This is a genomic window from Campylobacter sp. 2018MI10 (assembly GCF_018501175.1).
Taxonomy (GTDB): domain Bacteria; phylum Campylobacterota; class Campylobacteria; order Campylobacterales; family Campylobacteraceae; genus Campylobacter_E.
The window spans coordinates 24,080-46,657 of the sequence record NZ_JAHCZD010000014.1 but is presented as its reverse complement, the minus strand read 5'-3'; the positions used below and the strand labels follow the sequence as shown (position 1 = coordinate 46,657).

General features: G+C 27.1%; 22 protein-coding genes and 2 pseudogenes. 1 reads left to right on the top strand and 23 read right to left on the bottom strand.

Annotated elements, in window-relative coordinates; genetic code table 11:
• Positions 1–3: 3 nt before the first annotated feature.
• Genes KJR01_RS07200 through KJR01_RS07190 form a run of 3 tightly spaced genes read right to left on the bottom strand, consistent with a single transcriptional unit; the run spans position 4 to position 2,121 of the window.
• Positions 4–543: a DapH/DapD/GlmU-related protein gene (locus KJR01_RS07200; RefSeq protein WP_214118035.1), complete on the bottom strand. Its 540-nt coding sequence runs from the start codon at positions 541–543 to the stop codon at positions 4–6.
• Between the two features lie 2 nt (positions 544–545).
• Entirely contained in the window at positions 546–992 is a 447-nt protein-coding gene (locus KJR01_RS07195) for a cyclophilin-like fold protein (RefSeq protein ID WP_214118032.1), read from the bottom strand.
• Positions 958–2,121 (bottom strand): iron-containing alcohol dehydrogenase, encoded by a 1,164-nt coding sequence (locus KJR01_RS07190; RefSeq protein WP_214118030.1) that lies wholly within the window; start codon positions 2,119–2,121, stop codon positions 958–960. The genes KJR01_RS07195 and KJR01_RS07190 overlap by 35 nt, the downstream gene beginning before the upstream one ends.
• Positions 2,122–2,232: 111 nt before the next feature.
• On the opposite strand from KJR01_RS07190, the gene KJR01_RS07185 reads away from it, so the two are divergent.
• A complete protein-coding gene (locus KJR01_RS07185; protein WP_214118028.1) occupies positions 2,233–3,096 on the top strand; it encodes a LysR family transcriptional regulator in 864 nt (287 codons plus the stop codon).
• Between the two features lie 30 nt (positions 3,097–3,126).
• Here KJR01_RS07185 and cetZ read toward each other — a convergent pair.
• From cetZ to KJR01_RS07095, 20 genes and pseudogenes are all read right to left on the bottom strand, one after another.
• Positions 3,127–3,555: pseudogene (gene cetZ, locus KJR01_RS10575) on the bottom strand (energy taxis response protein CetZ); the annotation flags it as partial.
• A gap of 105 nt (positions 3,556–3,660) precedes the next feature.
• Positions 3,661–4,419 (bottom strand): annotated as a pseudogene (locus KJR01_RS10570) (PAS domain-containing protein); the annotation flags it as partial.
• Between the two features lie 142 nt (positions 4,420–4,561).
• Positions 4,562–6,508: an HD domain-containing phosphohydrolase gene (locus tag KJR01_RS07175; protein WP_214118019.1), complete on the bottom strand. Its 1,947-nt coding sequence runs from the start codon at positions 6,506–6,508 to the stop codon at positions 4,562–4,564.
• A 1-nt stretch (position 6,509) separates the two neighbouring features.
• Positions 6,510–7,241 carry a 3'(2'),5'-bisphosphate nucleotidase CysQ gene (locus tag KJR01_RS07170; protein ID WP_214118017.1) on the bottom strand — a complete coding sequence of 244 codons (732 nt, stop codon included), beginning with the start codon at positions 7,239–7,241 and terminating at the stop codon, positions 6,510–6,512.
• Positions 7,241–7,675, bottom strand: coding sequence for a DUF2147 domain-containing protein (locus KJR01_RS07165; protein WP_214118015.1), 435 nt, complete (start codon positions 7,673–7,675; stop codon positions 7,241–7,243). The genes KJR01_RS07170 and KJR01_RS07165 overlap by 1 nt, the downstream gene beginning before the upstream one ends.
• Positions 7,676–7,679: 4 nt before the next feature.
• Positions 7,680–8,690, bottom strand: coding sequence for a tRNA (adenosine(37)-N6)-threonylcarbamoyltransferase complex transferase subunit TsaD (gene tsaD, locus KJR01_RS07160; RefSeq protein WP_214118007.1), 1,011 nt, complete (start codon positions 8,688–8,690; stop codon positions 7,680–7,682).
• Positions 8,687–10,075 (bottom strand): class II fumarate hydratase, encoded by a 1,389-nt coding sequence (gene fumC / locus KJR01_RS07155; protein WP_214118005.1) that lies wholly within the window; start codon positions 10,073–10,075, stop codon positions 8,687–8,689. The genes tsaD and fumC overlap by 4 nt, the downstream gene beginning before the upstream one ends.
• A gap of 11 nt (positions 10,076–10,086) precedes the next feature.
• Positions 10,087–11,346, bottom strand: a complete 1,260-nt coding sequence (locus KJR01_RS07150; RefSeq protein ID WP_214118002.1) for a zinc-binding metallopeptidase family protein — start codon at positions 11,344–11,346, stop codon at positions 10,087–10,089.
• Positions 11,347–11,498: 152 nt separating this feature from the next.
• Complete coding sequence (locus KJR01_RS07145; protein ID WP_214118000.1) at positions 11,499–12,611, bottom strand: NAD(P)/FAD-dependent oxidoreductase; 1,113 nt, start codon at positions 12,609–12,611, stop codon at positions 11,499–11,501.
• 11 nt (positions 12,612–12,622) lie between these two features.
• Entirely contained in the window at positions 12,623–13,381 is a 759-nt protein-coding gene (locus KJR01_RS10250) for an AMIN domain-containing protein (RefSeq protein ID WP_250325162.1), read from the bottom strand.
• Positions 13,381–14,631 carry a coproporphyrinogen III oxidase family protein gene (locus KJR01_RS07140; RefSeq protein ID WP_239802643.1) on the bottom strand — a complete coding sequence of 417 codons (1,251 nt, stop codon included), beginning with the start codon at positions 14,629–14,631 and terminating at the stop codon, positions 13,381–13,383. The genes KJR01_RS10250 and KJR01_RS07140 overlap by 1 nt, the downstream gene beginning before the upstream one ends.
• Positions 14,632–14,702: 71 nt before the next feature.
• Positions 14,703–15,677, bottom strand: a complete 975-nt coding sequence (locus KJR01_RS07135) for a putative transporter (RefSeq protein WP_214117998.1) — start codon at positions 15,675–15,677, stop codon at positions 14,703–14,705.
• 67 nt (positions 15,678–15,744) lie between these two features.
• Entirely contained in the window at positions 15,745–17,556 is a 1,812-nt protein-coding gene (mrdA, locus tag KJR01_RS07130; RefSeq protein ID WP_214117996.1) for a penicillin-binding protein 2, read from the bottom strand.
• A gap of 451 nt (positions 17,557–18,007) precedes the next feature.
• A complete protein-coding gene (gene yihA, locus KJR01_RS07125) occupies positions 18,008–18,586 on the bottom strand; it encodes a ribosome biogenesis GTP-binding protein YihA/YsxC (protein WP_214117994.1) in 579 nt (192 codons plus the stop codon).
• The gene (lptA, locus tag KJR01_RS07120; protein ID WP_214117992.1) at positions 18,583–19,035 is read right to left on the bottom strand and encodes a lipopolysaccharide transport periplasmic protein LptA; all 453 of its coding nucleotides are present in this window, start codon (positions 19,033–19,035) and stop codon (positions 18,583–18,585) included. The genes yihA and lptA overlap by 4 nt, the downstream gene beginning before the upstream one ends.
• Entirely contained in the window at positions 19,020–19,517 is a 498-nt protein-coding gene (gene lptC, locus KJR01_RS07115; RefSeq protein ID WP_214117990.1) for an LPS export ABC transporter periplasmic protein LptC, read from the bottom strand. Before lptC ends, lptA begins: the two co-directional genes overlap by 16 nt.
• A complete protein-coding gene (locus KJR01_RS07110; RefSeq protein ID WP_214117989.1) occupies positions 19,511–19,987 on the bottom strand; it encodes a KdsC family phosphatase in 477 nt (158 codons plus the stop codon). Before KJR01_RS07110 ends, lptC begins: the two co-directional genes overlap by 7 nt.
• 2 nt (positions 19,988–19,989) lie before the next feature.
• Entirely contained in the window at positions 19,990–20,745 is a 756-nt protein-coding gene (locus tag KJR01_RS10390; protein ID WP_284444073.1) for a septal ring lytic transglycosylase RlpA family protein, read from the bottom strand.
• Positions 20,742–21,824 carry a lytic transglycosylase domain-containing protein gene (locus tag KJR01_RS07100; protein ID WP_214117987.1) on the bottom strand — a complete coding sequence of 361 codons (1,083 nt, stop codon included), beginning with the start codon at positions 21,822–21,824 and terminating at the stop codon, positions 20,742–20,744. The genes KJR01_RS10390 and KJR01_RS07100 overlap by 4 nt, the downstream gene beginning before the upstream one ends.
• Positions 21,821–22,576 (bottom strand): TatD family hydrolase, encoded by a 756-nt coding sequence (locus KJR01_RS07095; protein WP_214117984.1) that lies wholly within the window; start codon positions 22,574–22,576, stop codon positions 21,821–21,823. The genes KJR01_RS07100 and KJR01_RS07095 overlap by 4 nt, the downstream gene beginning before the upstream one ends.
• Positions 22,577–22,578 lie beyond the last annotated feature (2 nt).

Here is a 22,578-nt window from a genome sequence, read left to right as displayed (position 1 = left end):
TAATTAGCTTAATTTTATAGTTTTAATTAATTTAGCTGGAACCCCTGCTACTATTTGAAATTCCTCAACATCTTTAGTGACCACCGCACCAGCTGCTATTATTGAGCCTTTTTTAATTTTTACTCCGCTAAGTATTGTGGCATTTGAACCAATCCAAACATTATCTTCTATTGTTATTGGTTTTAATACCATATCAGAGCGTTTAAATGGATTTATATCATGATTTATGGTAGCTAATACTACATTATGCCCTATTAAAACATTATTTCCTATATAAATTCCTCCTTGGTCTTGAAATTTACAACCGCTATTTATAAATACATTTTTGCCTACTGAAATATTTTTACCGCAATCCGTATTAAAAGGCGGAAATAAAGTAAAACTTTCATCTACTTCTTTACCAATTAATTGAGAAAATAATTTATTTAATTCTTCTGGTTCATTATAAGTATTGTTAATTTTAAAAGTTATTTTCATAGCTTCTTTAGCTTGTTTAAGCATAAGTTTATGCTCAATAGAATTTGCTTTTACATACTTAATCATAATTAATCCTTATTTTTAACATAAAACCTAGCATTAATTTTGCCATTACCTAAAAGCTTTTTTAACTCATCTTTACTAATGCCATAAATTGTTCCTAATTTAGTAAAACTCCAAGAATTATTATCATAATAAATTACTATATTATTAGCATTATATAAAATCAAATCAAGTGCTTTAGCTTGAAAATATTTATCATTAGTAGGAAGATTTTTATCAATTCTTCCTACCTTTTCAAACCCACCATAATCATTCATTAAAACATTCAAATCAGACTTTTGTAATACTTCATAAAGAGCAGTTGATGATGAATTGCTTTCTAATTTTATTCTTAATTCTTGATTATTTATTTCAACATATATTTCATCATTGCTAAATCCATTTAACATACAAAAAGCTCCTAAACCAATAAAAATACTAAAAACTTTTCTTAAGTATATAAATAACTTCATCTTTACTAAGCTCCTTATAACCACCATTTAAGATGAATACATTATTAGCAATATCTTCAATCAAGCTTTCATCTACTAATAAATCTTTTATATTCATACAAAGACCTAGCTCACTCATCCAATCTTTCATAGCAAGTAGCCCTAATTTAGCTATTTCTTCATCGCTTTTATTGTCTTTTATACCCCAGACATTAATAGCAAACCTTTTAAATTTATCAATATTATAAGGCATTATATATTCATAATACGCCAAGCTAATAGCACTTAAAGTAGCTCCGTGCGTTGCATTAGTAAAGCCACCAATTGCCTGACCTATCATATGAACCATCCAATCTCCATTTTTACCACAATGAAGCATAGTATTTAATGCTAGAGTACTCGCCCACATAATATCACTTCTAGCCTTATAATCATTAGGATTTTTGTTTGCAATTTTGCTTGATGAGATTATTGAACGCATAAGCCCTTCTGCTAAATAATCGCTCACATTATCATCTTCTTTTGAAAAATATTGCTCTAAAATATGATTAAACGCATCATAAATTCCATTTATCATTTGATATTTGCTAAGACTTAAAGTGTATTTAGGATTTAATATAGAAAACTTAGGAAATACTCTTTTATCATTAAAAACTTTTCCTATTTTTTGATGAGTTTTTTCATTTGTAATTACGCTACCACCATTCATTTCAGAGCCTGTCCCACACATTGTCAAAATACAACCTAACGAAACTACATCACAAGTTGGCTCAAGTTGATTTATAAAATACCTATCCCAATAATCATCGCTTGAGTTTATACTAACTGCTAAAGCTTTTGTGTAATCACAAACAGAACCACCACCTAAAGCTAATAAAAAATCAGCTTTATGCTCTCTTGCTATCTTTACACCTGAGTTTAATTTTTCTAAAGTAGGATTTGGCATAACACCATCAATATATGCTACATTTTTGCCTAATTTATCTAGTATTTTTACAATTTGGTTAAAAATACCATTTTTATGCACCGAGCCGCAACCATAAACCAAAACAATGTTTTTACCATATTTACTTAATTCAAATTCTAAAGATTGCTCTACTTCATCAGTAAAATAAATCTTAGTTGGATTGTGAAAAATAAAATTATTCATAAAAAATCTCCTTGTTTTAAAAGTAAAATAATTTTATTTATTTTTAAAAGAAATATCAAATACTTATAATATATAATTAATTATAAAAATTAATTATTTCTAAGGAATATTATGGAAATTAGAGTTTTAAAATATTTTATAGAATCTGCAAAATTACAAAATATAACTAAAGCAGCTAATAAATTAAATCTTACTCAACCAAATCTATCAAGACAATTAAAAGATTTAGAAACAAAATTAGGGCAAAAACTTTTCATTAGAACAAATTATAAAATCATTCTCACAAAAGAAGGAGAAATGCTTTATAAAAGAGCTTGTGATATTTTAGATTTAGTTGATAAAACCGAGCAAGAATTTAAAAATTTAAAAGATTTTAATGGTGGAGATGTTTATATAGGCTGTGCTGAATCAATTGGAATAGCCAAAATAGCAAAAACTGCTAAAAAACTACAAAATAAAAATTTTAAGTTTCATATATTCAGTGGTAATTATGAAAATGTGGTAAATAAATTACAAAATTCTTTAATAGACTTTGCCGTTGTAGTTCAAGAATTTGATATTAGCAATTTTAGTTATTTAGATTTAAATCATAGTGATACTTGGGGGATTATTATGAAAAACACTTCAAAATACGCTAAGCAAAAAGATATAAGCATAAATGATTTATTTCAAATGCCACTTATAGTATCAAGACAAGGTTTTACGCAAGAAATGCCAAATGTTTTAAGGCAAAATCAAGATAAGCTAAATATAGTAGCTACTTATGATTTATTATACAATGCTGCAATTTTTGTTAAAGAAGATATTGGATACGCTTTATCTCTTGATAAATTAATTAACACTAATGATGATTTATGTTTTAAGCCTATAAACCCATTAATTACTTCTAATTTAAGGTTAATTTGGATTGATGATAAATTAAGTGATGTTGCGAGAATTTTTTTAAAAGAATTACAAAAAGACTTAAAAAACTAATTTGAAATTCCTAAGAATTTCAAATTATATTTATTTATTTTCTTCCATAGCTCTTGCTACTTCTTCTGAACTTTGTTTGATTTTATTCATACATTCATTTGCAGTATTTGCTAACACAACACTATCATTTACTTGAGCTATGCTTTTATTTATACTCTCAACAACATTAGCACTAACATTTCTAATAGAATTAATTGTTAAAGTAATTTCATTAATTGATGTTGCAGTCCTTTCAGCAAGTTTTCTAACCTCATCAGCAACCACAGCAAAACCACGACCATGCTCGCCAGCACGAGCAGCTTCAATAGCAGCATTTAATGCTAATAAATTAGTTTGCTCTGCAATATCTTTAATAGTTTGAATAACAGATACAATCTCATCTGATTGAGTATTTAACGAATTAACCAATTCACTACTTTCATTCATAATTTCTGCTATTTCTTGGACATTTTGCACGGTTTTAGCAATAACTTTACTACCTTCATTTGTGCTTTCATCATTTTTTTGTGCTAACTCGCTTACGATTTTATTTTTATTCAAATCTCTTATTACTTGCTCGCTAACATCACTTGCGAATTTAATTACCTTATAAACCTTACCTTCAACATTATAAACAGGATTGTAACTTGCTTCTAAATATACAGGATTATTATCTTTTGTATATCTTATAAATTGACCTGATTGAAAATGTCCGCTTCTTAAATCTTCCCAAAATTTTCTATAATCACTGCTTTTTACATATTCACTATCACAAAACATAGAATGATGTTTGCCTATAATTTCGCTTTTTCTGTAATTTAATGTATTTAAAAAATTATCATTTGCATCAAGTATTTCCCCGTTTGGAGTGAATTCAATTAAAGCCATAGACTTACTTGCCGCATTAATTGTATTTTTTAAATCCAACAATTCATTTTCGTGTTCTGTAACATCAGCAGCAAACTTAATTACTTTATAAACTTGATTTTGCTCATCTACTATTGGTAAATAATTTGCTTCTAAATAAACTACTTGACCATCTTTTGCAAATCTTTTAAACTGACCACTTTGTGGAATATTTCTTGATAATTCTTGCCAAAAGATTGAATAATCACTTGAATTAACATAATGTTTATCACAAAATATTCTATGATGCTTACCTTTTATCTCTGCTAGTGTATATTTTGTAGCTTTTAAAAAATGCTCATTTGCATCAACAATATTTCCTTTAGTATCAAATTCTATAATCGCCATTTCTTTATAAATAGCTTTTAAAATAGCTTCTTTATCTTTTAACTCGTTAATAATCTTGTCTTGTATTTCTTTATTATTTTTAAAAAACATTAAACTACTCCTAATTTTAAAAAAGGAGCGATTATAGATAATTTTATTTAAAAAAGTATTAATAGTTTAAATTAAAGCAAATAATTAATCCAAATCAATGAAAAATTAATTTGGATTAATCTAAAAAATCAACAAATTACAATCACATTAAATTATCATCAATATATTTATCAACATATTTTTCTTTTATTGCAAATATTTCTTCTTTACAAGCAAAAAATGCTTCAACCACTTTAGGGTCAAATTGAAAACCTGAATTATCACTAATATATTTGCAAACTTCATCAAGTGGCCAAGCTTTTTTATAACATCTATCACTTGCAAGCGCATCAAAAACATCAGCTAAAGAAACAATTCTTGCATAAATATGAATATCATCACCTTTTTTACCCATTGGATAGCCACCACCTGCATATTTTTCGTGGTGTTCGTGAGCGATGATTGCTGCTGCTTCCATAATTTTGCCTTTAAACCTATGCAACATTTCATATCCTATTTGTGCGTGTTTTTGCATAGTTTTAAATTCTTTTTCATCAAGTCTTCCAGGTTTATTTAAAATAGCATCGGGAATTCCAATCTTACCAATATCGTGAGTTGGAGCACCATAACTAATTAGCGTTACTTCTTCTTCGCTTAATCCCATTTGTCTTGCTATAGCTTCGCTTATTTTACCTACTCTTTTTACATGATTTCCTGTTTCTTCACTTTTGCTCTCAACCATTTCAGCTATTGAATAAATTAAATCTTTTTGAGCATTTAAAATATCTTCTTGGAATTTCATTCCTTCATAAATCTTACCTGAATAATCAGCTGCAATTCTTAGATAATCTAAATCATCTTTATCAAAATTGTTATTAATATCTGTAAGTTTATTTAAAGCTTGGAATACCCCAATAACTTCATGCTCACTATTTAAAATAGGCATAGCTAAAATTGATTTAGTGCTATATTTTGTTCTCTCATCATTTGAGCTATCAAAATACGGATTGCTTTTTGGATTATTTTCTAAAATAGCTTCTTTTGTCTCAATTGCACGACCTACTATTCCTTTACCAAAAGGAACTCTAATCTCACCTACTCCATCAGCGTGTAAGGTATAATATTCTTTTCTTTCATTATCAATAAACCATACACTACATCTATCAGCTTGAATGTTTTGTTTAACCATTTCGCCTAAGGTATTTAGGTTGGCTTTAGAATCAGAGTTTTTAGAAATTTGAGAAAAGCATTCAAGTATGGTTTCTAGTTTTTGTTCTTGGTCTAAATTATGTCTTTTCAATACATTTATCATATCACTTTGATAATTTGTATTAAATTGCATAAATGAACCATTTTTAATAATCATTCCATAATCTTTTAAGATATTAAATTCTCTTAATTCTTCTTCTATTTTATCTTTAAAGCAATATTTAATGTGATATACATGGAAAATCACATCATCTCTTACTTGCTCTTGTATTTTTTTTAATAATTTTGGAGTTAAGTGTTTTGAATCTTGTGCTAATTTTTCTAAACTTGAATCAAAACTAACATCAGCAATTACTTGTCTTATATCAGTTCTCTTATTGATTAATTCCACTATATCATCGTGATAATAAGTATCTGAAGTAAAATATATACTATCTTTATCATAGCTTAAAATAAAGCCAAAACTACCTTCAGTGTGATAGCTCTTAACTGGCTCTATTGTTATATCATCTATTAATAATTTATCTCCTACATTAATTTCTTTATAAACTATAGCAGGACTTCCATTTGGCAATTTTATCTTTGCAAAATCAGGCCAAATTTTATTGTTAAAAAAATGCTCTTTAAGATTATCTATACTTTCTTTACTAGCATATATACAAATACTATCTTGAAGTTTTAAAAAATAATTATCAACATACAATGCAATTGCACAAATATGGTCTAAATGAGTGTGAGAAATAAAAACATGCTTTATAAAATTATCATCAGTTGGTTTTGGTAAAAATCCAGCATCAATTACACCATTTAAACTAAATTGAATGCAAGTTAAATTATCACTTAAATATTTGCTAACCGAAGAACCTTCAAAAACTATTCTATGTGTGTTAAAAATATTCATATTAATCCTTATTAAATACACTTGAAAACGCTATAAAAGGTTTGCAAGAAAAATTGGGCGTATTATAATTCAATTTTTGTTTATCAAGCCCTAACATTAATCCACCACTTTGATTTATCAAAAAATCCCCAGCAGCTAAATCCCAAGAATTTAGCCTTTCGTATCTTAAATATACATCAGCATCACCTTCTAATAAAGCACAAAACTTTAATGCAGAGCCTATATTTAATGCCGAGTATCCGTAGCTAAATGGAATTTTACTATTATTTATATCTTGTTCTTTTCTTAAAGATACCAAAGCTTTATTTGATTCTTTTTTAACTTTATTTAGGATTTCTTGATTTTTATAAACTGGCATATTTTTAGCTGAATAATACAAATTCTTATTGCAAACATCATAAATTACACCTAAAATTGGTCTTGTATCTTCAATCAAACTAATACAAACGCAAAAATTTTTTCTATTTTTTAAATAGTTATTAGTGCCATCAAGTGGGTCAATTAGCCAAAATAAAGATTTTTTTCTTTTTTCATAATCTAAAATCTGTTCTTCAGAACATATATTAATTTTACTTTTTCCTAAAATATCAAATATGATTTCATTAGCTTTTAAATCAGCTGAACTAACTAAAGTTCCATCTGGTTTTGTATTAATTAAAGGGTATTTTATATCAATTATTTCATCTCCAGCAATTCTTGCTGCTTTTTTAGCAAGAGTTAATAACTCTTGCATTATTTTTCCTTAATCCAAGTCTGACTTCTTCCTATTAAAGAAAATCCAACATATCCTCTTAAAATTAATTTATCATCTTTAAAAGTTGCATTTGCTCTATATAATTTACCACTTTCTGGGTCAATTATGTAACCACTTTTATAAGAATTTTCACCATCTTTTTTTAATTTATAAAGCAATGGCGCACCTACTATTTTCATCTTTCTAGCATCTTCTGCATAAGTAAAATAATCATAAGTTTTTTCACAAGATTTACAAAGTTCATCATCACCATATTCAAACAATTTAACAACTTTGCCAAATAATTCATTATTTTCTTCATAAATATGCCATCTAGCAGTTTTTTTACCATTTTCATCAATACTTATATAATTACCATAATCCTTAGCTAATAAACTACCTAATAATCCTAAACATAAAAATATTTTTTTCATTAAATTAAAGCCTTTTAAAATTTTTTGATTTTGGGTTTATTATATCATCACTTATATTTACAAAATCTTTATTTTTGTATGCAATAACCCCTGCTCTTGCTATCATTAAAGCATTATCAGAACAATATTTAAGCGGAGCTAACAATAATTGCATATTATTTTTTTTACAAATTTCATCTAATTTAGACCTAAGCAATAAATTAGCACTTGCACCACCAACTACGCCTAATGCTTTATAATTTTTATTATGCAAAACTATGTTTAATTTATTAATTATATGCTTACAAGCAATTCTTTGAAATGCTGCTGCTATATTTGCTTTTTGAGTATCTAAAGTATTATTTGCTATACAATCATTAATAGCTAATCTAACTTGATTTTTAATACCCGAAAATGAATACTCAAGCCTACTTTTACTTGGGATTGGTAAAGAAAACTCATAAGTATTATTACTTTCATTTTTTGCTAATTCTTCAATAAATACCCCACCAGGATAACCAAGTCCTAGCATTTTTGCAACTTTATCAAAACTTTCTCCAAAACTATCATCGCTTGTAGTTGCTATTAAATTTATATCATATTCTTTAGTAATCTCAAGTATCATAGTATGACCGCCACTTACAAGCAAAACTAAAAAATCATTCATTATTTCTTTATCTAAAAATAAAGAACAAATATGACCTTTTAAATGATTTATCGCAATTAATGGTATATTTAAAGCCACACTTAAAGCCTTAGCCATTGCAACTCCGCTTTGAAGTGATACTGATAATCCTGGCTCATTAGTAACTGCAATTACTTTTAAATCATTAAAAAATGGCTTGGTTTTAGCTAATATTTTAGGTAAAGCTTCAGTATGTAGCCTTGATGCAAGTTCTGGCACAACTCCACCAAATTCATTATGCTCATCTTGAGATATTTTTTCATAAAATAAACATTCATAAGTATTTACATTAATAACTGCGATGCTTGAATCATCGCAGCTACTTTCTATTGCTAAAAGTAATTCTCTCATTTTGGCTTAATCATATTTGCAGGAACTACAAATTTATCAAAATCTTCTTCACTAACTAAGCCTAATTCTAAGCAAGATTCTTTTAGGCTAATTCCTTTTTTGTGAGCATTTTTTGCAACTTTTGCTGCATTTTCATAGCCAATATGTGGATTTAGTGCAGTTACTAGCATTAAAGAATTATTTAAATTATGAGTAATTTTATCAATATTTGGAGTAATTCCTATAGCACAATTATCATTAAAGCTAATCATACCATCAGCTAATAATCTTAAACTTTGTAAGAAATTATAAATAATCACAGGCTTAAATACATTTAGCTCAAAATTACCTTGAGAAGCTGCAAAACCAATTGCCGCATCATTTCCCATTACTTGAACGCTAAGCATTGTTAAAGCTTCACTTTGAGTAGGATTTACTTTACCTGGCATAATTGAGCTACCTGGCTCATTTTCAGGAATACTAAGCTCTCCTAAACCACATCTAGGACCACTTGCAAGCCATCTAATATCGTTTGCTATTTTCATTAAATTTGCTGCAAGAGCTTTAAATGCTCCGTGTAAAAATACTAAAGCATCGTGGCTTGTAAGTCCATGGAATTTGTTTGGGCTACTTATAAATTTAGTGCCTAAAAGTTCGCTTAATTTTGCTGATACTTTTTCACTAAGTTCTGGATGAGCATTAATTCCAGTTCCAACAGCTGTTCCGCCAATTGTTAGCTCTCTTACATCTTCAAGTGCTTTTAAAATATGTCTTTTTGAGCTTTGCAACATATATACATATCCACTGAATTCTTGACCTAAAGTAAGTGGGGTTGCATCTTGCAAGTGAGTTCTTCCGATTTTAATTATATTTTCAAATTCTTTTGCTTTTTTATCTAGTGTTTTTTCTAAAATTTCTAATGCAGGAATTAAAGTCCTTTCAGTTTCTAAAACTGCTACTATATGCATTGCAGTCGGGAATGTATCATTTGAGCTTTGGCTCATATTTACATGGTCGTTTGGATGGACTATTTTTTCTTTAGTAAAATCCATTCCACTAAGTTTAGTAGCAAGATTTGCTATAACTTCATTTAGGTTCATATTTGTTTGTGTTCCTGAACCTGTTTGCCATATAGCAAGTGGGAATTCATCATTATGTTTATTAGCTAAAATCTCATCACAAGCTTTAATAATTGCATCTTTTTTTACATTGTCTAATTTGCCTAAATCATTATTTACTAAAGCTAAAGACTTCTTAAGATGCGCAAAAGCGTGGATTAATTCTACAGGCATCTTTTCTGTGCCGATTTTGAAATTCTCTAAACTTCTTTGTGTTTGTGCTGCCCACAATTTATCTGCAGGAACTTTAACTTCACCCATTGTATCGTGTTCTATACGAAAACTCATTTTATCTCCTTTTATTTGTAGTTTTTAATTAAATCAAATGTTGTGTTTTTAATAATATCTATTGTGCTAATCTCACATCTTTCATAAATACTATGTGGGCTTAGGATATTTGGACCTATTGAAGCACATAATAATTCATTTTGCTTAGTTTTTAGCACTCCGCACTCAAGCCCTGCGTGAATACTACTCATACTAGCTTTTGGATTATATTTTTGTAAAGAATTAAGCACTGCATAAGTAAAATCATTTGGTATAGGCTCCCAAGGCTCATCTTTAGCAAGTAGTTTTGCTTCGTAATTATTAAAATGTGCTTTGGTTTTATAAAAGACTTCATCTAAATCTGCTGAATTATCGCTTCTTGCAAATAATTCAAGCTTTAATTCATCATTATTTTGACTAATAATTGCTAGATTTACGCTAGTTTTTACTATATTTAAATCCCTTGAATAAGACCAAACTCCGTGTTTATAACTAGCAATTAGACTTAAAATATCTTCTTGAATTACTTTTTCGCCTTTACTCTCAAGCTTGGTTATTTCAATATTTTCACTAGATTTAAGTTCAGTGTCGCTATAAAAAATAGCTTTAGCATTTACACTTATACTATTAGTTCTTTCCCCACCACTAAAGCTTACTAATTCAGCATCGTTTTTATATAAAAATAAAGCTAAATCACTAATAGCACTAGGAATATTTTTAATAATATCAATCCCACTATGACCGCCTTTATAGCCTTTAGTATGAGCTTCATATAAATATTTTTTACTAGGGTTTTTATAATTTAGCTTAATATTTACATTCATCATTAAACTCGCCGCACAACCAATTATTACTCTATCTACACACTCGCTATCAAGATTTAATAAGTGTTTTGAGCTAATTTTTAGCTCTAAATTATTTGCACCTATAAGCCCTACTTCTTCATTAGCAGTAAATAAACATTCAAGGTCGCCAAACTCATTCATAGCTTCCATCATAATGGCAATTCCTATACCATTATCAGCACCTAAGGTTGAATTATTTGCTTTAATAAACCCATCACTTTCTATTATATTTATATTAGGTGCATCTCCAACACAAACCATATCATAATGACTTTGCAAGCATATATTAGGATTTCCCTTTTTGCATAAAATATTTTCAGCCTTATCAACTAATACTTCAAAACCTTTTGATTTTGCATAATTAATTAAAAAATCTTTTAATTTAACTGCATCAAAACTACAATGCGGAATTGCTGCAATTTGTTTAAAGTTTTCTAAAACTCCCATTCTTTCTCCTTATTTTTAAGCAAACATTAGATTTTAAAGTTTAATAAAGAGTAAGATTTGTGTGTAATTTTGTAATTTATTTTAAAGTGTGTAAATTCGTAATATTTTTGTAGAATTTAATTCAAATTCTAAAAAGAATTTGAATTAAAAATTTATAGACCTTTAAATCCAAATAATTTATATTGCCATTTTAATTCTGTGATTTTTTTAAGAACTTTTGCTAAAAATCCACTAAAATCTTTGCCTTGAATACTTGCAACGGCATATTTTTCACTAAGAGAACAAACACTTCCTTGGTCTTTATAAATAAATGTTTCTTTAAATTCTTCATTATTTAACCTAGCACTTAAACTTCTTGCTAAATAATTACCTTGCTTGCAAGCTATTTGAGCTGTTGGAGCAAATGGTCTATCATTATTCATAATTAAAGAACAATCTCCTAAAATATAGCAATTTGAATAATTTGGCGCTTGTAAAAACTCATTAACTAATATTCTATTATTTTTGTTTTCAAATACACTATTTTTAATAACTTCATTTCCCTTAACGCCAGCTGTAAAGATTATATTTTTTGAATCTATATAAGTATCTTCATTGTTTAAATACAATCTATCCCCAACTTTTTTAATAATTTTATGAGATGTTAAAACTTTTACACCTAATTTTTCAAGATAATTTCTTGCTATTTTTGCCAAATCTTTATTATACATAGGCAAAATCTCATCCATAGCTTCAACTATGCTAATTTTTGCATCAATTCCTTTGCTTTTGCAAACTTGAGCTATAGAAGCACATAATTCAACACCACTAAATCCAGCTCCACAAATTACAATATTTTTATAAATACTTTCAGATTTTTCTAAATTAGAATAAATAATTTCTTTAGTTTTTAAAGCGTCTTCATAAGTTCCGATTTCATAAGCTTCATCAAGCCCTTCTATACCAAAAGTATTTTTATTAGCACCTAAACCTACATAAATCTCATCAAAATCATAATCAGTATTTTTGCAATATAATTTATTTCCTTCAATTTTAATAGCACTATCTTGAATAATTACAATTTCACTAGGAATTATATCTTTTAAAGGAATTTTGATATTTTTTTCACTCTCATTTGCTGCAATTTTATGTAATTCTGTAGTTTTATAATGATATGAATTATTATTAATTAGTAAAAATTCAGCCTTTGTTAAATCTTCCTTGCTTAGACTTTTAATTAAAGATAAATTTGCATATCCAGCACCTAAAAAAATTATTTTTTTCATAACACCCCTTTTTATTGTAATTTAATTAAATATTCTTTAGATTTTTTTTCAATATTATAATTATATATACCATCAAGTTTTATTACAAGACGATAAAAATTTCTATGAACTCCAGTATAAATTTCATCAAAATAATTAGCTTTTATTTCAAATGATTTATTTTTTAAACTTGGATTAATTTTAAAATCCATAACAATTCTATTTGGTTTTTTTAAACTAAATTCCCTAATTAATTCGCTATTTGTTTTAATTGAAATATTTTTTTTGTCTATAACTATTTTAAAATTATTTGATATGTCTAATGATAAAGGTGTATATTCTGTGGTTTTACTAATTTTATTTTCTTGATTTTCTTCTTTCTTAACTTCAGCAATTTTAGTAGTATTTTGCTCCACATTAGAATTGTCATCATTAGCATTTTCTTGATTTTTTAATGCAAGTTTTATTTTATCAACTTCTTTTAATTCAGTTTTTGCTTCTTCTTTATCTTGGTTTGTAAGCTCTTGGGCGTCAAGTAGCATATAAACTTTATGCCAATCAAGAGCTTCATTAATATCTAACTCAAATTCTTTCAATGTCCCATCTACATTTGTATAAATAAGTTTCATTTTATTTAAAATTCTAGCATCGCTTGGAACACTAAAAGCTGTTTTTTTAAATTCCTTTATCTCTTCAATAGGACTTGGATTATTGATTTTTACAATAGGCACAAATGGATTTTCTCTAGCAAAAAGCATTGAGCTTATTAGTAAAAATAAATATTTTTTCATTATAAATCCTTTCTAAAATAAGCCCTTACTAAATCCATATTTATATAAAATTCTTTCATCAAGGTAAGTGCTAGATATTTACCAAAAAAAGTATTATTAATAATACCATTATTTATGTTAATTGCTCCTATAGTCTGCATTGCTTTTAGTTTTAGCCCTAAGTGTTTTTCTAAATCACAATTATAATTAGAATTAAAATTATTAATATTCAAATTATCCTTAAAAAACTCTGTTAGAAAAATATAATTAATTCTATCTTCAGGACTAAAATCTATGTGAGCTAATTTTTGATTTTTACCAGCTAAAACCTTAGCTTTATAATCATCTAATTTAAAAGCATTTACTAAAAGCTTATTATTTGTAAAAGAAAAAGCCCCACTACCAGCACCAATGTATTCGTGATGTGTGCTTACATATTCATCATTAAAACTAGTTCTATCCTTAGAAAAACTCCAAGAGTTATTTTGCTCATAATCACTAAAGTATTCGCAAATTATCTTATAAAATTCATATTCATTATCTTGTTTATCTATGCCTAATTTAGCTGCAATTATTTCTTTAGTAAGATTAGATTTCATCAGTGGATATAAAGTAATTTGTGATGGAGCAATATTTTTAGCTAATTCAATATCTTTTATTAGCATTTGTTTTGTTTGTGATGGAAAATTAAAAATCAAATCAATACTAAAAGTTGGCAAAATACCATTAGCTAATTCTAATTTTTTTACTAATTCTTTTTGATTTCCAAACTTTTCTAAACGATTAACTTTTCTTAAAATTTCATCATCAAAACTCTGCACCCCACAACTAAGCCTATCAATAAGCCCTTTAAAGTCTTTTAAAGCTTCAGGCTTTATATGATTTGGGTCACTCTCACAAGAAATCTCTTCAATACTAAATAAATCCTTACATAAACTAAGTGTTTTTATAAGTTCTGCTTCATTGATTAAAGTAGTTCCACCACCAACATAAAGTGTATTAAAATCGTATCCTAAATCCTTAAATTGCTGTAATTCAATTCTTAAAGTTTTAAAATATTCTTTACATAATTCTTCATCATAAGCAAATTTGTGAAAGCTACAATAAGGACAAAAAGTATGGCAAAACGGAACATGAATATATAGCATTACCTTTTTACCATCTTTAGATTTTTCTAAATTAACTTCATTTTTAAAATTAAACTTAGACTTAAGCTCTTTGTTAAGAAAATTGCAAGTATATTTTAAAGCTTGATTTTGTAAAAAATTCATTAATAACCTTTATTAAAAATTAAAAAATGCCATTAGTTTATACAAATAAAATTAATTCAAAATAACATAAATTAAGAATTAATTTTAAAATTAATATGCTCTTCAAATTCTTTTAAACGCTTGTGAATACTTCTTAATTCTGTAATAGTTGTCCAATTTTTAGTAAGAACACTAAAACTTGAGCGAACACTACTAAAAGCATTATTGATTTGAACTAAAACACCTAGGGCAATTATTCCTAAGAATAAATTTTGCCCTACTATCAAATAAGCAAAAATCACCATAAATTGCTCATATAAATATAGCCAAACATCAAAATATCCATAGTGCAAAAACAATCTTTTGTAATTAAACTTAAGCCCTGTAAAAAGCTCAAACATTTGCTCTGGTAATGCGTGATTGGTTCTATCATTTTCTGCATAAACTAGTTCTTTTCTAAAAGCAGCTTCGGCTTTTTGATTGTTATATTCAAGATTAGGAAGTTTAATTCCAACAAACCAAGATATAATAAGACCACCAACACTTGTTAATAAAGCCCACATAATTAAACCTGATTGAAAATTAAAAATAGGCAAAACTAAATTAGCCCCTAAAGTATATAAAATAGGCAAAAAAGCAATCAAGGTCATAAAAGCCTTTATAATATCAACACCCAAGCTCTCAACGATTTTTGCAAATCTATATATATCTTCTTGAATACGCTGTGATGAGCCTTCTATATAATCATTATTCTTACGCCAAGCCTTAAGATAAGCAAATGTAATAGCTTCTCTCCAAGCAAAAGCAAAATGCCTAGAAAAAAACGCTGTTAATGTAGCTATTAAAATATAAGGTAAAGCTATAAATAAAAAATCACTCAAGCCACTTAAAAACTGCTCGTAAGTGCTATTTTGTGGTGCTGCTTGTAAGAGATTATAAAAATCTTTATACCAATTATTGATTTGTACATTAAGTAAGGTTTGAGAAAAAATTGCAAGTAAAATAAGCAAACTCCCGCCCCAAGACCATAAAAACCATTTTTTAGATAAATAAAATGCTCTAAACATATAAATCCTTGCAAAAAAATAGGCTAATCATAATAATTTATCTTTAATACATTTAGAATTTGAAATATCATTTATGTTTTTTAAATCCCTTTTGATATTGCTCATCAATATAGCCTAATTCTAATAATTTATTAAATATTTTTGCAACAATTGGCCCAGAAGTAGCACCTCCGTGCATTCCATGCTCAACTAGAACAACCACGGCATATTTTGGCTCTTCATAAGGTCCATAAGCATTCATCCAAGCGTGACTTCTTGTGTAATATTCCATATTTTCTTCTTTCATACGCTTTTTTTCACTTTGAGAAATCCCTACAACTTGCGCTGTGCCTGTTTTGGCTGCTAATGTGATTTTACTCTCTAATAAAGGTTTATATCCTGTGCCTTTAGGTGTATTTGCTACATCATACATAGCTGCTCTAATATATTTTAAATCTTGTTGTTCGCTTTGAGTAAAAATATCTTTTTTAACAATTTCAACTTTTTCTTTATTTATTTCATCTACGAAATGTGGCTTTATTTCATATCCACTAGCTAATTTTGCTGTATAGACTGCTACTTGCATTGGAGTTGCTAGGAAATTACCTTGCCCTATGCTAGTAATTAAAGTTTCACCTTGATACCAAGGCTGGTTATATCTTGAACTTTTCCATACTTTATTTGGTAATATACCAACACTCTCAAGTGGTAAATCAATATCTGTTTTTCTACCAAATCCAAGCTTATATAAACTTGCACTTATATCAGCTATTCCAACTTTTAAGCTGCCTTTATAAAAATAATCATCACAACTTGACCTAATAGCAGTTCTTAAATCCATAACCCCATGCCCATATACATTATGGCATCTAAATTTTCTACCACCAAAATCAAAAGAACCAGAACAAGTAAAAGTAGTATTAGTATCTATTTTACCACTTTGCAAAAACGATAAGCCTACGCCCATTTTGACAACCGAACCTGGTGGATAACGACCATTTATAATCTTATTTGTAAATGGGTGGTCTAAATCTTGTATCATCATATCCCATTCGTTTTGTGAAATTCCAGTAACAAAAGGATTTAAATCATACTCTGGATAAGAACCTGCTGCAATAATTGAGCCATCTTCAATATTTAAAACAACTGCTGAACCACTAATATTTTTAAACAATTCATCTAAGTATTGCTGCATTCTTATATCAATAGTGAGTTTTATGTCATTTTCCATAATTGGTTTTTTAAACTCAATTTCTTCTACTTCTTGATTGATGGAATTTACTTTTGTAACTTTTTTACCAGGCGTGCCTTGTAATATATCATCATAATATTTTTCTATGCCTGTTTTTCCAATTTTTTTTGTAACTTTTACAACATCATTATTTACCATATCTTCAGCATTTGCCCTTGCCACATAGCCTATTATATGACTTGCTAAAGAATTAAATGGATATAGTCTTTTAACACTTGGTTTTATTAATATATTATCATCTAAATTCAGCTCAAAATAACAAGGATTTATCTTCTCATACTCTATAAAATCTATAATTTCTATTTCATCTTGATTGTAATAGCTATTTTCTCTTTTATATATTTTAATAATTTTATCAATATCTAAATCACTAAAGCATTTTAGAATTTTATTAGTTGTTACATCTAATAAATTACTACTTAAATGTGGTTTTAAAGATATTGAAAATCCGAGCTGATTAACAGCTAATGGGGTATTATTTCTATCTAATATTATCCCTCTAATAGGCGGAATTAATTCTTCTTTGGTTGAATTCTTTTGTGCTAGTTCTTCATAATAATCATTGCTATAAATACTAAGCCAATATACCCTAGAAAGTAGCATTATAAAAAATGACAATATTACAAAAATTACAAATTTTAATCTCACACAATACCTCTAAACAAAATAATTGATAATAAAGATTCAAGGCATATATAATAAATAAAAATATTGCTTAATTTAAGCACTTCTAGTTCAAATAAATAAGAAAATAATAAATTTAAAAATATATCTATAAAATATACAAATATTATAAAAATAATTATCAAAATATCCCTATTTTTAAGTTTGTAAATCAACTTATCATAAAAATAATAAAAAAATATTAAAAACGCTATTGTAGTGCTAAACAACACTAATCCGTGGGTTATTTCAATAAGACATAGATATAAAATAATAAGCAAGCTAGTTTTATCAAAACCACTTTTTTTAAAATGTATAATCAAAAATACAAAAAAAACTCCGAGTAAAGGTGGTAAAAAAAATGTAATAGAGCATAGCAATTGGTAAAAAAATAAAACAAATATTGTTATATAATAGCTTAACCCAACTCGTTCTTTCATTTAATAAACTCATATATTTTTTCCTGCAATTTATCTATACCTTTTTTACTAGCACTTGATACATAAATTGCATCTTTATATTTTGATTTTAGTTTTGAAAATTCACTCTGATTTAATTTATCAATTTTTGTAAAAACCTTTATATAAATTTGATTTTCATTCATAAAATCTTGTAAATATTCATAAACACCTTCATCTATATCTAAATCATCGTGTCTTGAGTCTATTAAATGAATAAAGCATTTTATTTCTTTTCTTTTTTGTAAAAATTCATTTAAATTCTTGTTCCAAGCAGCTTTTTTATCCTTAGAAACCCTTGCATATCCAAAACCTGGTAAATCTATTAAAATCAATTTGTTTTTATCCGCAAATGTAACTTCAAAAAAATTAATTAATTGAGTTTTGCCTGGAGTTGAAGATGATTTTGCAAGACCTTTGTGATTTGCTAAAGCATTTATTAAAGAGCTTTTACCTACATTAGAACGACCTAAAAAAGCAATTTCACCCAAATTATATTCTTGTGTTTGAAAATATTTTTCACAAGATATTAAAAATTTTGCACTTACTATATTCATTTTGCTATCTCAAAAATTAATTTAACTGGTTTATTAGCTTTATCGCTTTTTACTTTATATGTTCCATCATTTTGGTTTATATAAATATAATCTGCTGATAATTCTTTGTTATTTTCTGTAATTTTAACATTCCCTATAAGCTCATAAGTATTTTTATTTACATCATAAACAATCTTATCTGCTTTACCTTTGAAATTATCTTTATTTAAACTTATAGAAAAACTTGTTACATATTGTGCTTCATAGCTAGCAATTTTATTATCCTTATTTGTTCTTATTGTCAATATTTGACAATTTAAATAATCTTTACCTTGCCTTATACTAACATCTTTGCTAAATACCCCAGTTTGATTATCTTTATTACCTTCAAAAATTTTTGCATTAATCTCAATTTTTTCAGCATATAAACTACATAAAGATAATAATAAAATAACTATTTTTCTATACATAAATCAACCTCTTTTAATAATAAATCTGAAGAATTTAAATTATAACTAAAAGAATTAGCATTAATTAAACTATTATTATAGGTTACTTTAGTTTTACTCAAAGAGCTTAAGATTTTTTCATTTATTGAATAATTTAATACATCGCTTTCAAGCTTAATTAGATTATCTTTATATTTGACATCGCCATTTAATACTATAATATTATTTTCTTTAGTTGCCTTATTACTACTTAAATGCTTTTCTAAATCATTTATACTCAAATCTATCAAATTATCTTGATTATTTATTTTGTAATATTGCTTAGCATAAGCTATTTTTTCAAGCTTATTACTAAGCTCATAACCAATAATATCATTAGCTTCAAGGCTTTTAAAATCAAGTTGATAATTCATCTTATCAATATCATAAGGCTTTTGTATTATTATAAAAAAAAGCATAGATAGCATAGAAACTAAAATAATATTAAAAGTTTTTATTAACACTTAATCCACTGCTTTAATTGATTATTTTCTTTTACAATAATTTCAAGCATTTCATGCACACAACCATATCCACCTTTTGTATTTAAAATTCTTCCAAAAATTTTTGCCCCATCTTTAGGAATAAAAGGTAGCTTAACAGATTTTAAAAGGTCTAAATCGTTATAATAGTCCCCTATTGCAGCAACTTCATCAAAAGTAATATTTAAATCTTTCAGTAATGTTTTAGCACAACTTAGCTTATCTTTAATACCACAATATACATATTCAATACCTAAATCTCTTGCCCTATTTAAAACAACTTCAGAACTTCTTCCTGTAATAATTGCAAATTTTATACCCAATTCTTTAGCTTTTAAAATAGCAGCTCCATCTTTTACATTAAATTCTTTAATCAAATCAGCATTAGGAGAATAAATAATTTTACCATCACTTAAACATCCATCAATATCTAAAATAACTAATTTAATCATTCTTACTCCCTAAATATAAATGAACCTAGAAAATTAGCTAAGTTTATAAAATCCTTTGCTTCTTCTTCACTTCTAAAGCCTTTTAAAAACACTCTATAAAATCCATCGCTAGAATTTAATACTTTGCTTGTATAACCTTTATAATTTGCATATCTTTTTGCTAAATTATAAGCATTTGCAGAGCTTTTAAACGCTCCTATTTGTATCATAAAATCTCCACCCATAATACTATTTACACTATTTTGAATGTTGGAATTTGTATTAGATATTTGAGGTTTAATATTGTCTTGATTAAAACCTAATATAGTTAATTTTACCCTTGCAGTGCCTTTTTTGGTCATATCTATTTCATGCGCTGCACGATTTGATAAATCAATAATTCTTCCAGCAACAAATGGCCCTCTATCATTAACTCTTACTACAACACTTTTTCCATTTTCTAAATTATCAACTCTAACCATTGTATTCATAGGTAAAGTTTTATGAGCTGCTGTCATAGAATTTGTATTAAAAGTTTCTCCATTTGAAGTCTTTTTACCATGAAAACCTGGACCATACCAACTAGCAATGCCAGTTTCAGTATCTCCAATATCAACCTTACTTGGATAATAAGTCTTACCATTTATTGTATAAGGTCTCATTGTAGCTGGAGTATTTGGTTTAGCTACTCCATAATTATAATTTTGGTTTAAGCTACTTGTAGTTGAACAAGCAGCAAATAAAAATAAAAAACTAGCGAAAACTAAATATTTTTTCAATTTTTAGCCTCCTTACTATCATCATATACTAATACAGGAATTAATAAGGTTTGATTAATTCCAATTCTATCATCTTTTAAATTATTATAAGCTCTTAAAGCATTTGTAGAAACACCATTTTTCTTAGCTATTGCATATATTGTATCACCTTGTTTTACCCTATAGCTTATTACATTTTTTACATTATTTTTAGCATACTTAATAGGATTTGAGTTATCTTTATAAGCTGCTATCTTTTCTATTGGTAAATAAGCATAATAATTATAAGGTGGTGCAAAATCGCCTTTAAATTGTGGGTTTAAATCTTTAAATTCACTTAAACTAATCCCAGCTTTTCTAGCAATTGACGATAAACTCTCTTTTGGTTTTACATCAACTTTACCTATATTAAGTGCCATAACTTGATTTAATAAATAAATATCACCATACTTAGCAATATCATTTTCTGCTATTAAACTAGTGCTTAAAATCTTTTTGAAAAATCTTCTTGTTTCTTTAGGCAAATATTTTTGGTCTTCATCTAATAATACACTTAATTCATCACTACCTGCATTTTTAATAGCTTTTCTAACACAGCCATTTCCACAATTGTAAGCAAAAATAGCTAAATACCATTTACCAAATTCATCTTTTAGCCTATGTAAATATTTTGCAGCAGCAACGCTAGCAGCTACAACATCTTTTCTTTCATCAATAAATTTGTCAATTTTTAGACCAAAATTCTTAGCAGTAGGTTCCATAAATTGCCAAACACCTGTAGCTTTTACTCCAGATTTAGCATCTGTTTTAAAATTACTCTCAACCATAGCAAGATATAAAAAAACATCAGGAACACCTTCTTTTTTTAAAATTGCTTTAATAATTGGAATATTCATATTAGCTTCATTCAATACTTTTGTAAAATAAAGCACTTCTCTTTCACTCATATCGTAAAAAATTTCCATAAAAGATTGGTCTTGTAAATATCTTAAATCTACATCAATACTTTTTAAGATTTTTTCTTGTTTATCGTATTTATCTACTGAAAAATTCGCATATAAACAAATACTTGTAACTATTAATAATATAAATTTTTTCAAATTAATCCTTTAAATAATTTTTTTGCGTTATTTGTTGTAAGTTCTTCTATCTCCTCAATTGATTTATTTAGTATTTCTGCCATTTTTTGTGCAACCAATTTGCAATATTTTGGCTCATTTAAAGTCCCCCTGTGTGGATGCGGGGTAAGATAAGGTGAATCAGTTTCTATAAGTAATCTATCTGTTTTGATTTTAGGTAAGATTTCAACTAAGTTTTTTGCATTTTTAAATGTAAGCACTCCTCCAATTCCATAATAAAATCTATCGCTTAATTCCAATAGAATTGGACTTGCATTAAAACAATGCAATACTCCAAAAGCTTCTTTATAAGCCTTTAATATTTCTAAAGAATCAGCATTTGCATCTCTTATATGTATTATTAATGGTAGTTTTCTTTCAATTGATAGTTCAATCTGTTTTTTGAATACTTCTTTTTGTAGATTTTTTTCTTCTTCGCTAGGATTTTTATAATAATCTAAACCACATTCTCCTATTGCAACACATTTACTATCTTCTAAAAAACTCTTTAAGTAGTCTAAATCAAAATCTTGTATATCATAAGGATGAACTCCGGCAGCAAAATATACATTATCATATTTATGTGAAATATCACGAGCTTTTTGTAATGTTTTTATATCAGCACCTGGAATAATATGAAGTTTTACTTCTTCATTGCTAGCATTAAGCAAAACTTCATCTAAGATATCATCATATCTTTCATCATCTAAATGCGTATGAGTATCAATTATCACTA

Bases quoted from the DNA above. Each gene is read 5' to 3' on its own strand.
- KJR01_RS07175 (WP_214118019.1), bottom strand. From the start codon at position 6,508: ATGAATATTTTTAACACACATAGAATAGTTTTTGAAGGTTCTTCGGTT.
- KJR01_RS07185 (WP_214118028.1), top strand. From the start codon at position 2,233: ATGGAAATTAGAGTTTTAAAATATTTTATAGAATCTGCAAAATTACAA.
- KJR01_RS07165 (WP_214118015.1), bottom strand. From the start codon at position 7,675: ATGAAAAAAATATTTTTATGTTTAGGATTATTAGGTAGTTTATTAGCT.
- yihA (WP_214117994.1), bottom strand. From the start codon at position 18,586: ATGAATATAGTAAGTGCAAAATTTTTAATATCTTGTGAAAAATATTTT.
- KJR01_RS07110 (WP_214117989.1), bottom strand. From the start codon at position 19,987: ATGATTAAATTAGTTATTTTAGATATTGATGGATGTTTAAGTGATGGT.
- KJR01_RS10250 (WP_250325162.1), bottom strand. From the start codon at position 13,381: ATGAAAAAATATTTATTTTTACTAATAAGCTCAATGCTTTTTGCTAGA.
- KJR01_RS07170 (WP_214118017.1), bottom strand. From the start codon at position 7,241: ATGCAAGAGTTATTAACTCTTGCTAAAAAAGCAGCAAGAATTGCTGGA.
- KJR01_RS07135 (WP_214117998.1), bottom strand. From the start codon at position 15,677: ATGTTTAGAGCATTTTATTTATCTAAAAAATGGTTTTTATGGTCTTGG.
- KJR01_RS07200 (WP_214118035.1), bottom strand. From the start codon at position 543: ATGATTAAGTATGTAAAAGCAAATTCTATTGAGCATAAACTTATGCTT.
- fumC (WP_214118005.1), bottom strand. From the start codon at position 10,075: ATGAGTTTTCGTATAGAACACGATACAATGGGTGAAGTTAAAGTTCCT.
- lptA (WP_214117992.1), bottom strand. From the start codon at position 19,035: ATGTATAGAAAAATAGTTATTTTATTATTATCTTTATGTAGTTTATAT.
- tsaD (WP_214118007.1), bottom strand. From the start codon at position 8,690: ATGAGAGAATTACTTTTAGCAATAGAAAGTAGCTGCGATGATTCAAGC.
- KJR01_RS07140 (WP_239802643.1), bottom strand. From the start codon at position 14,631: ATGAATTTTTTACAAAATCAAGCTTTAAAATATACTTGCAATTTTCTT.
- KJR01_RS07150 (WP_214118002.1), bottom strand. From the start codon at position 11,346: ATGGGAGTTTTAGAAAACTTTAAACAAATTGCAGCAATTCCGCATTGT.
- KJR01_RS07190 (WP_214118030.1), bottom strand. From the start codon at position 2,121: ATGAATAATTTTATTTTTCACAATCCAACTAAGATTTATTTTACTGAT.
- KJR01_RS07195 (WP_214118032.1), bottom strand. From the start codon at position 992: ATGAAGTTATTTATATACTTAAGAAAAGTTTTTAGTATTTTTATTGGT.
- KJR01_RS07145 (WP_214118000.1), bottom strand. From the start codon at position 12,611: ATGAAAAAAATAATTTTTTTAGGTGCTGGATATGCAAATTTATCTTTA.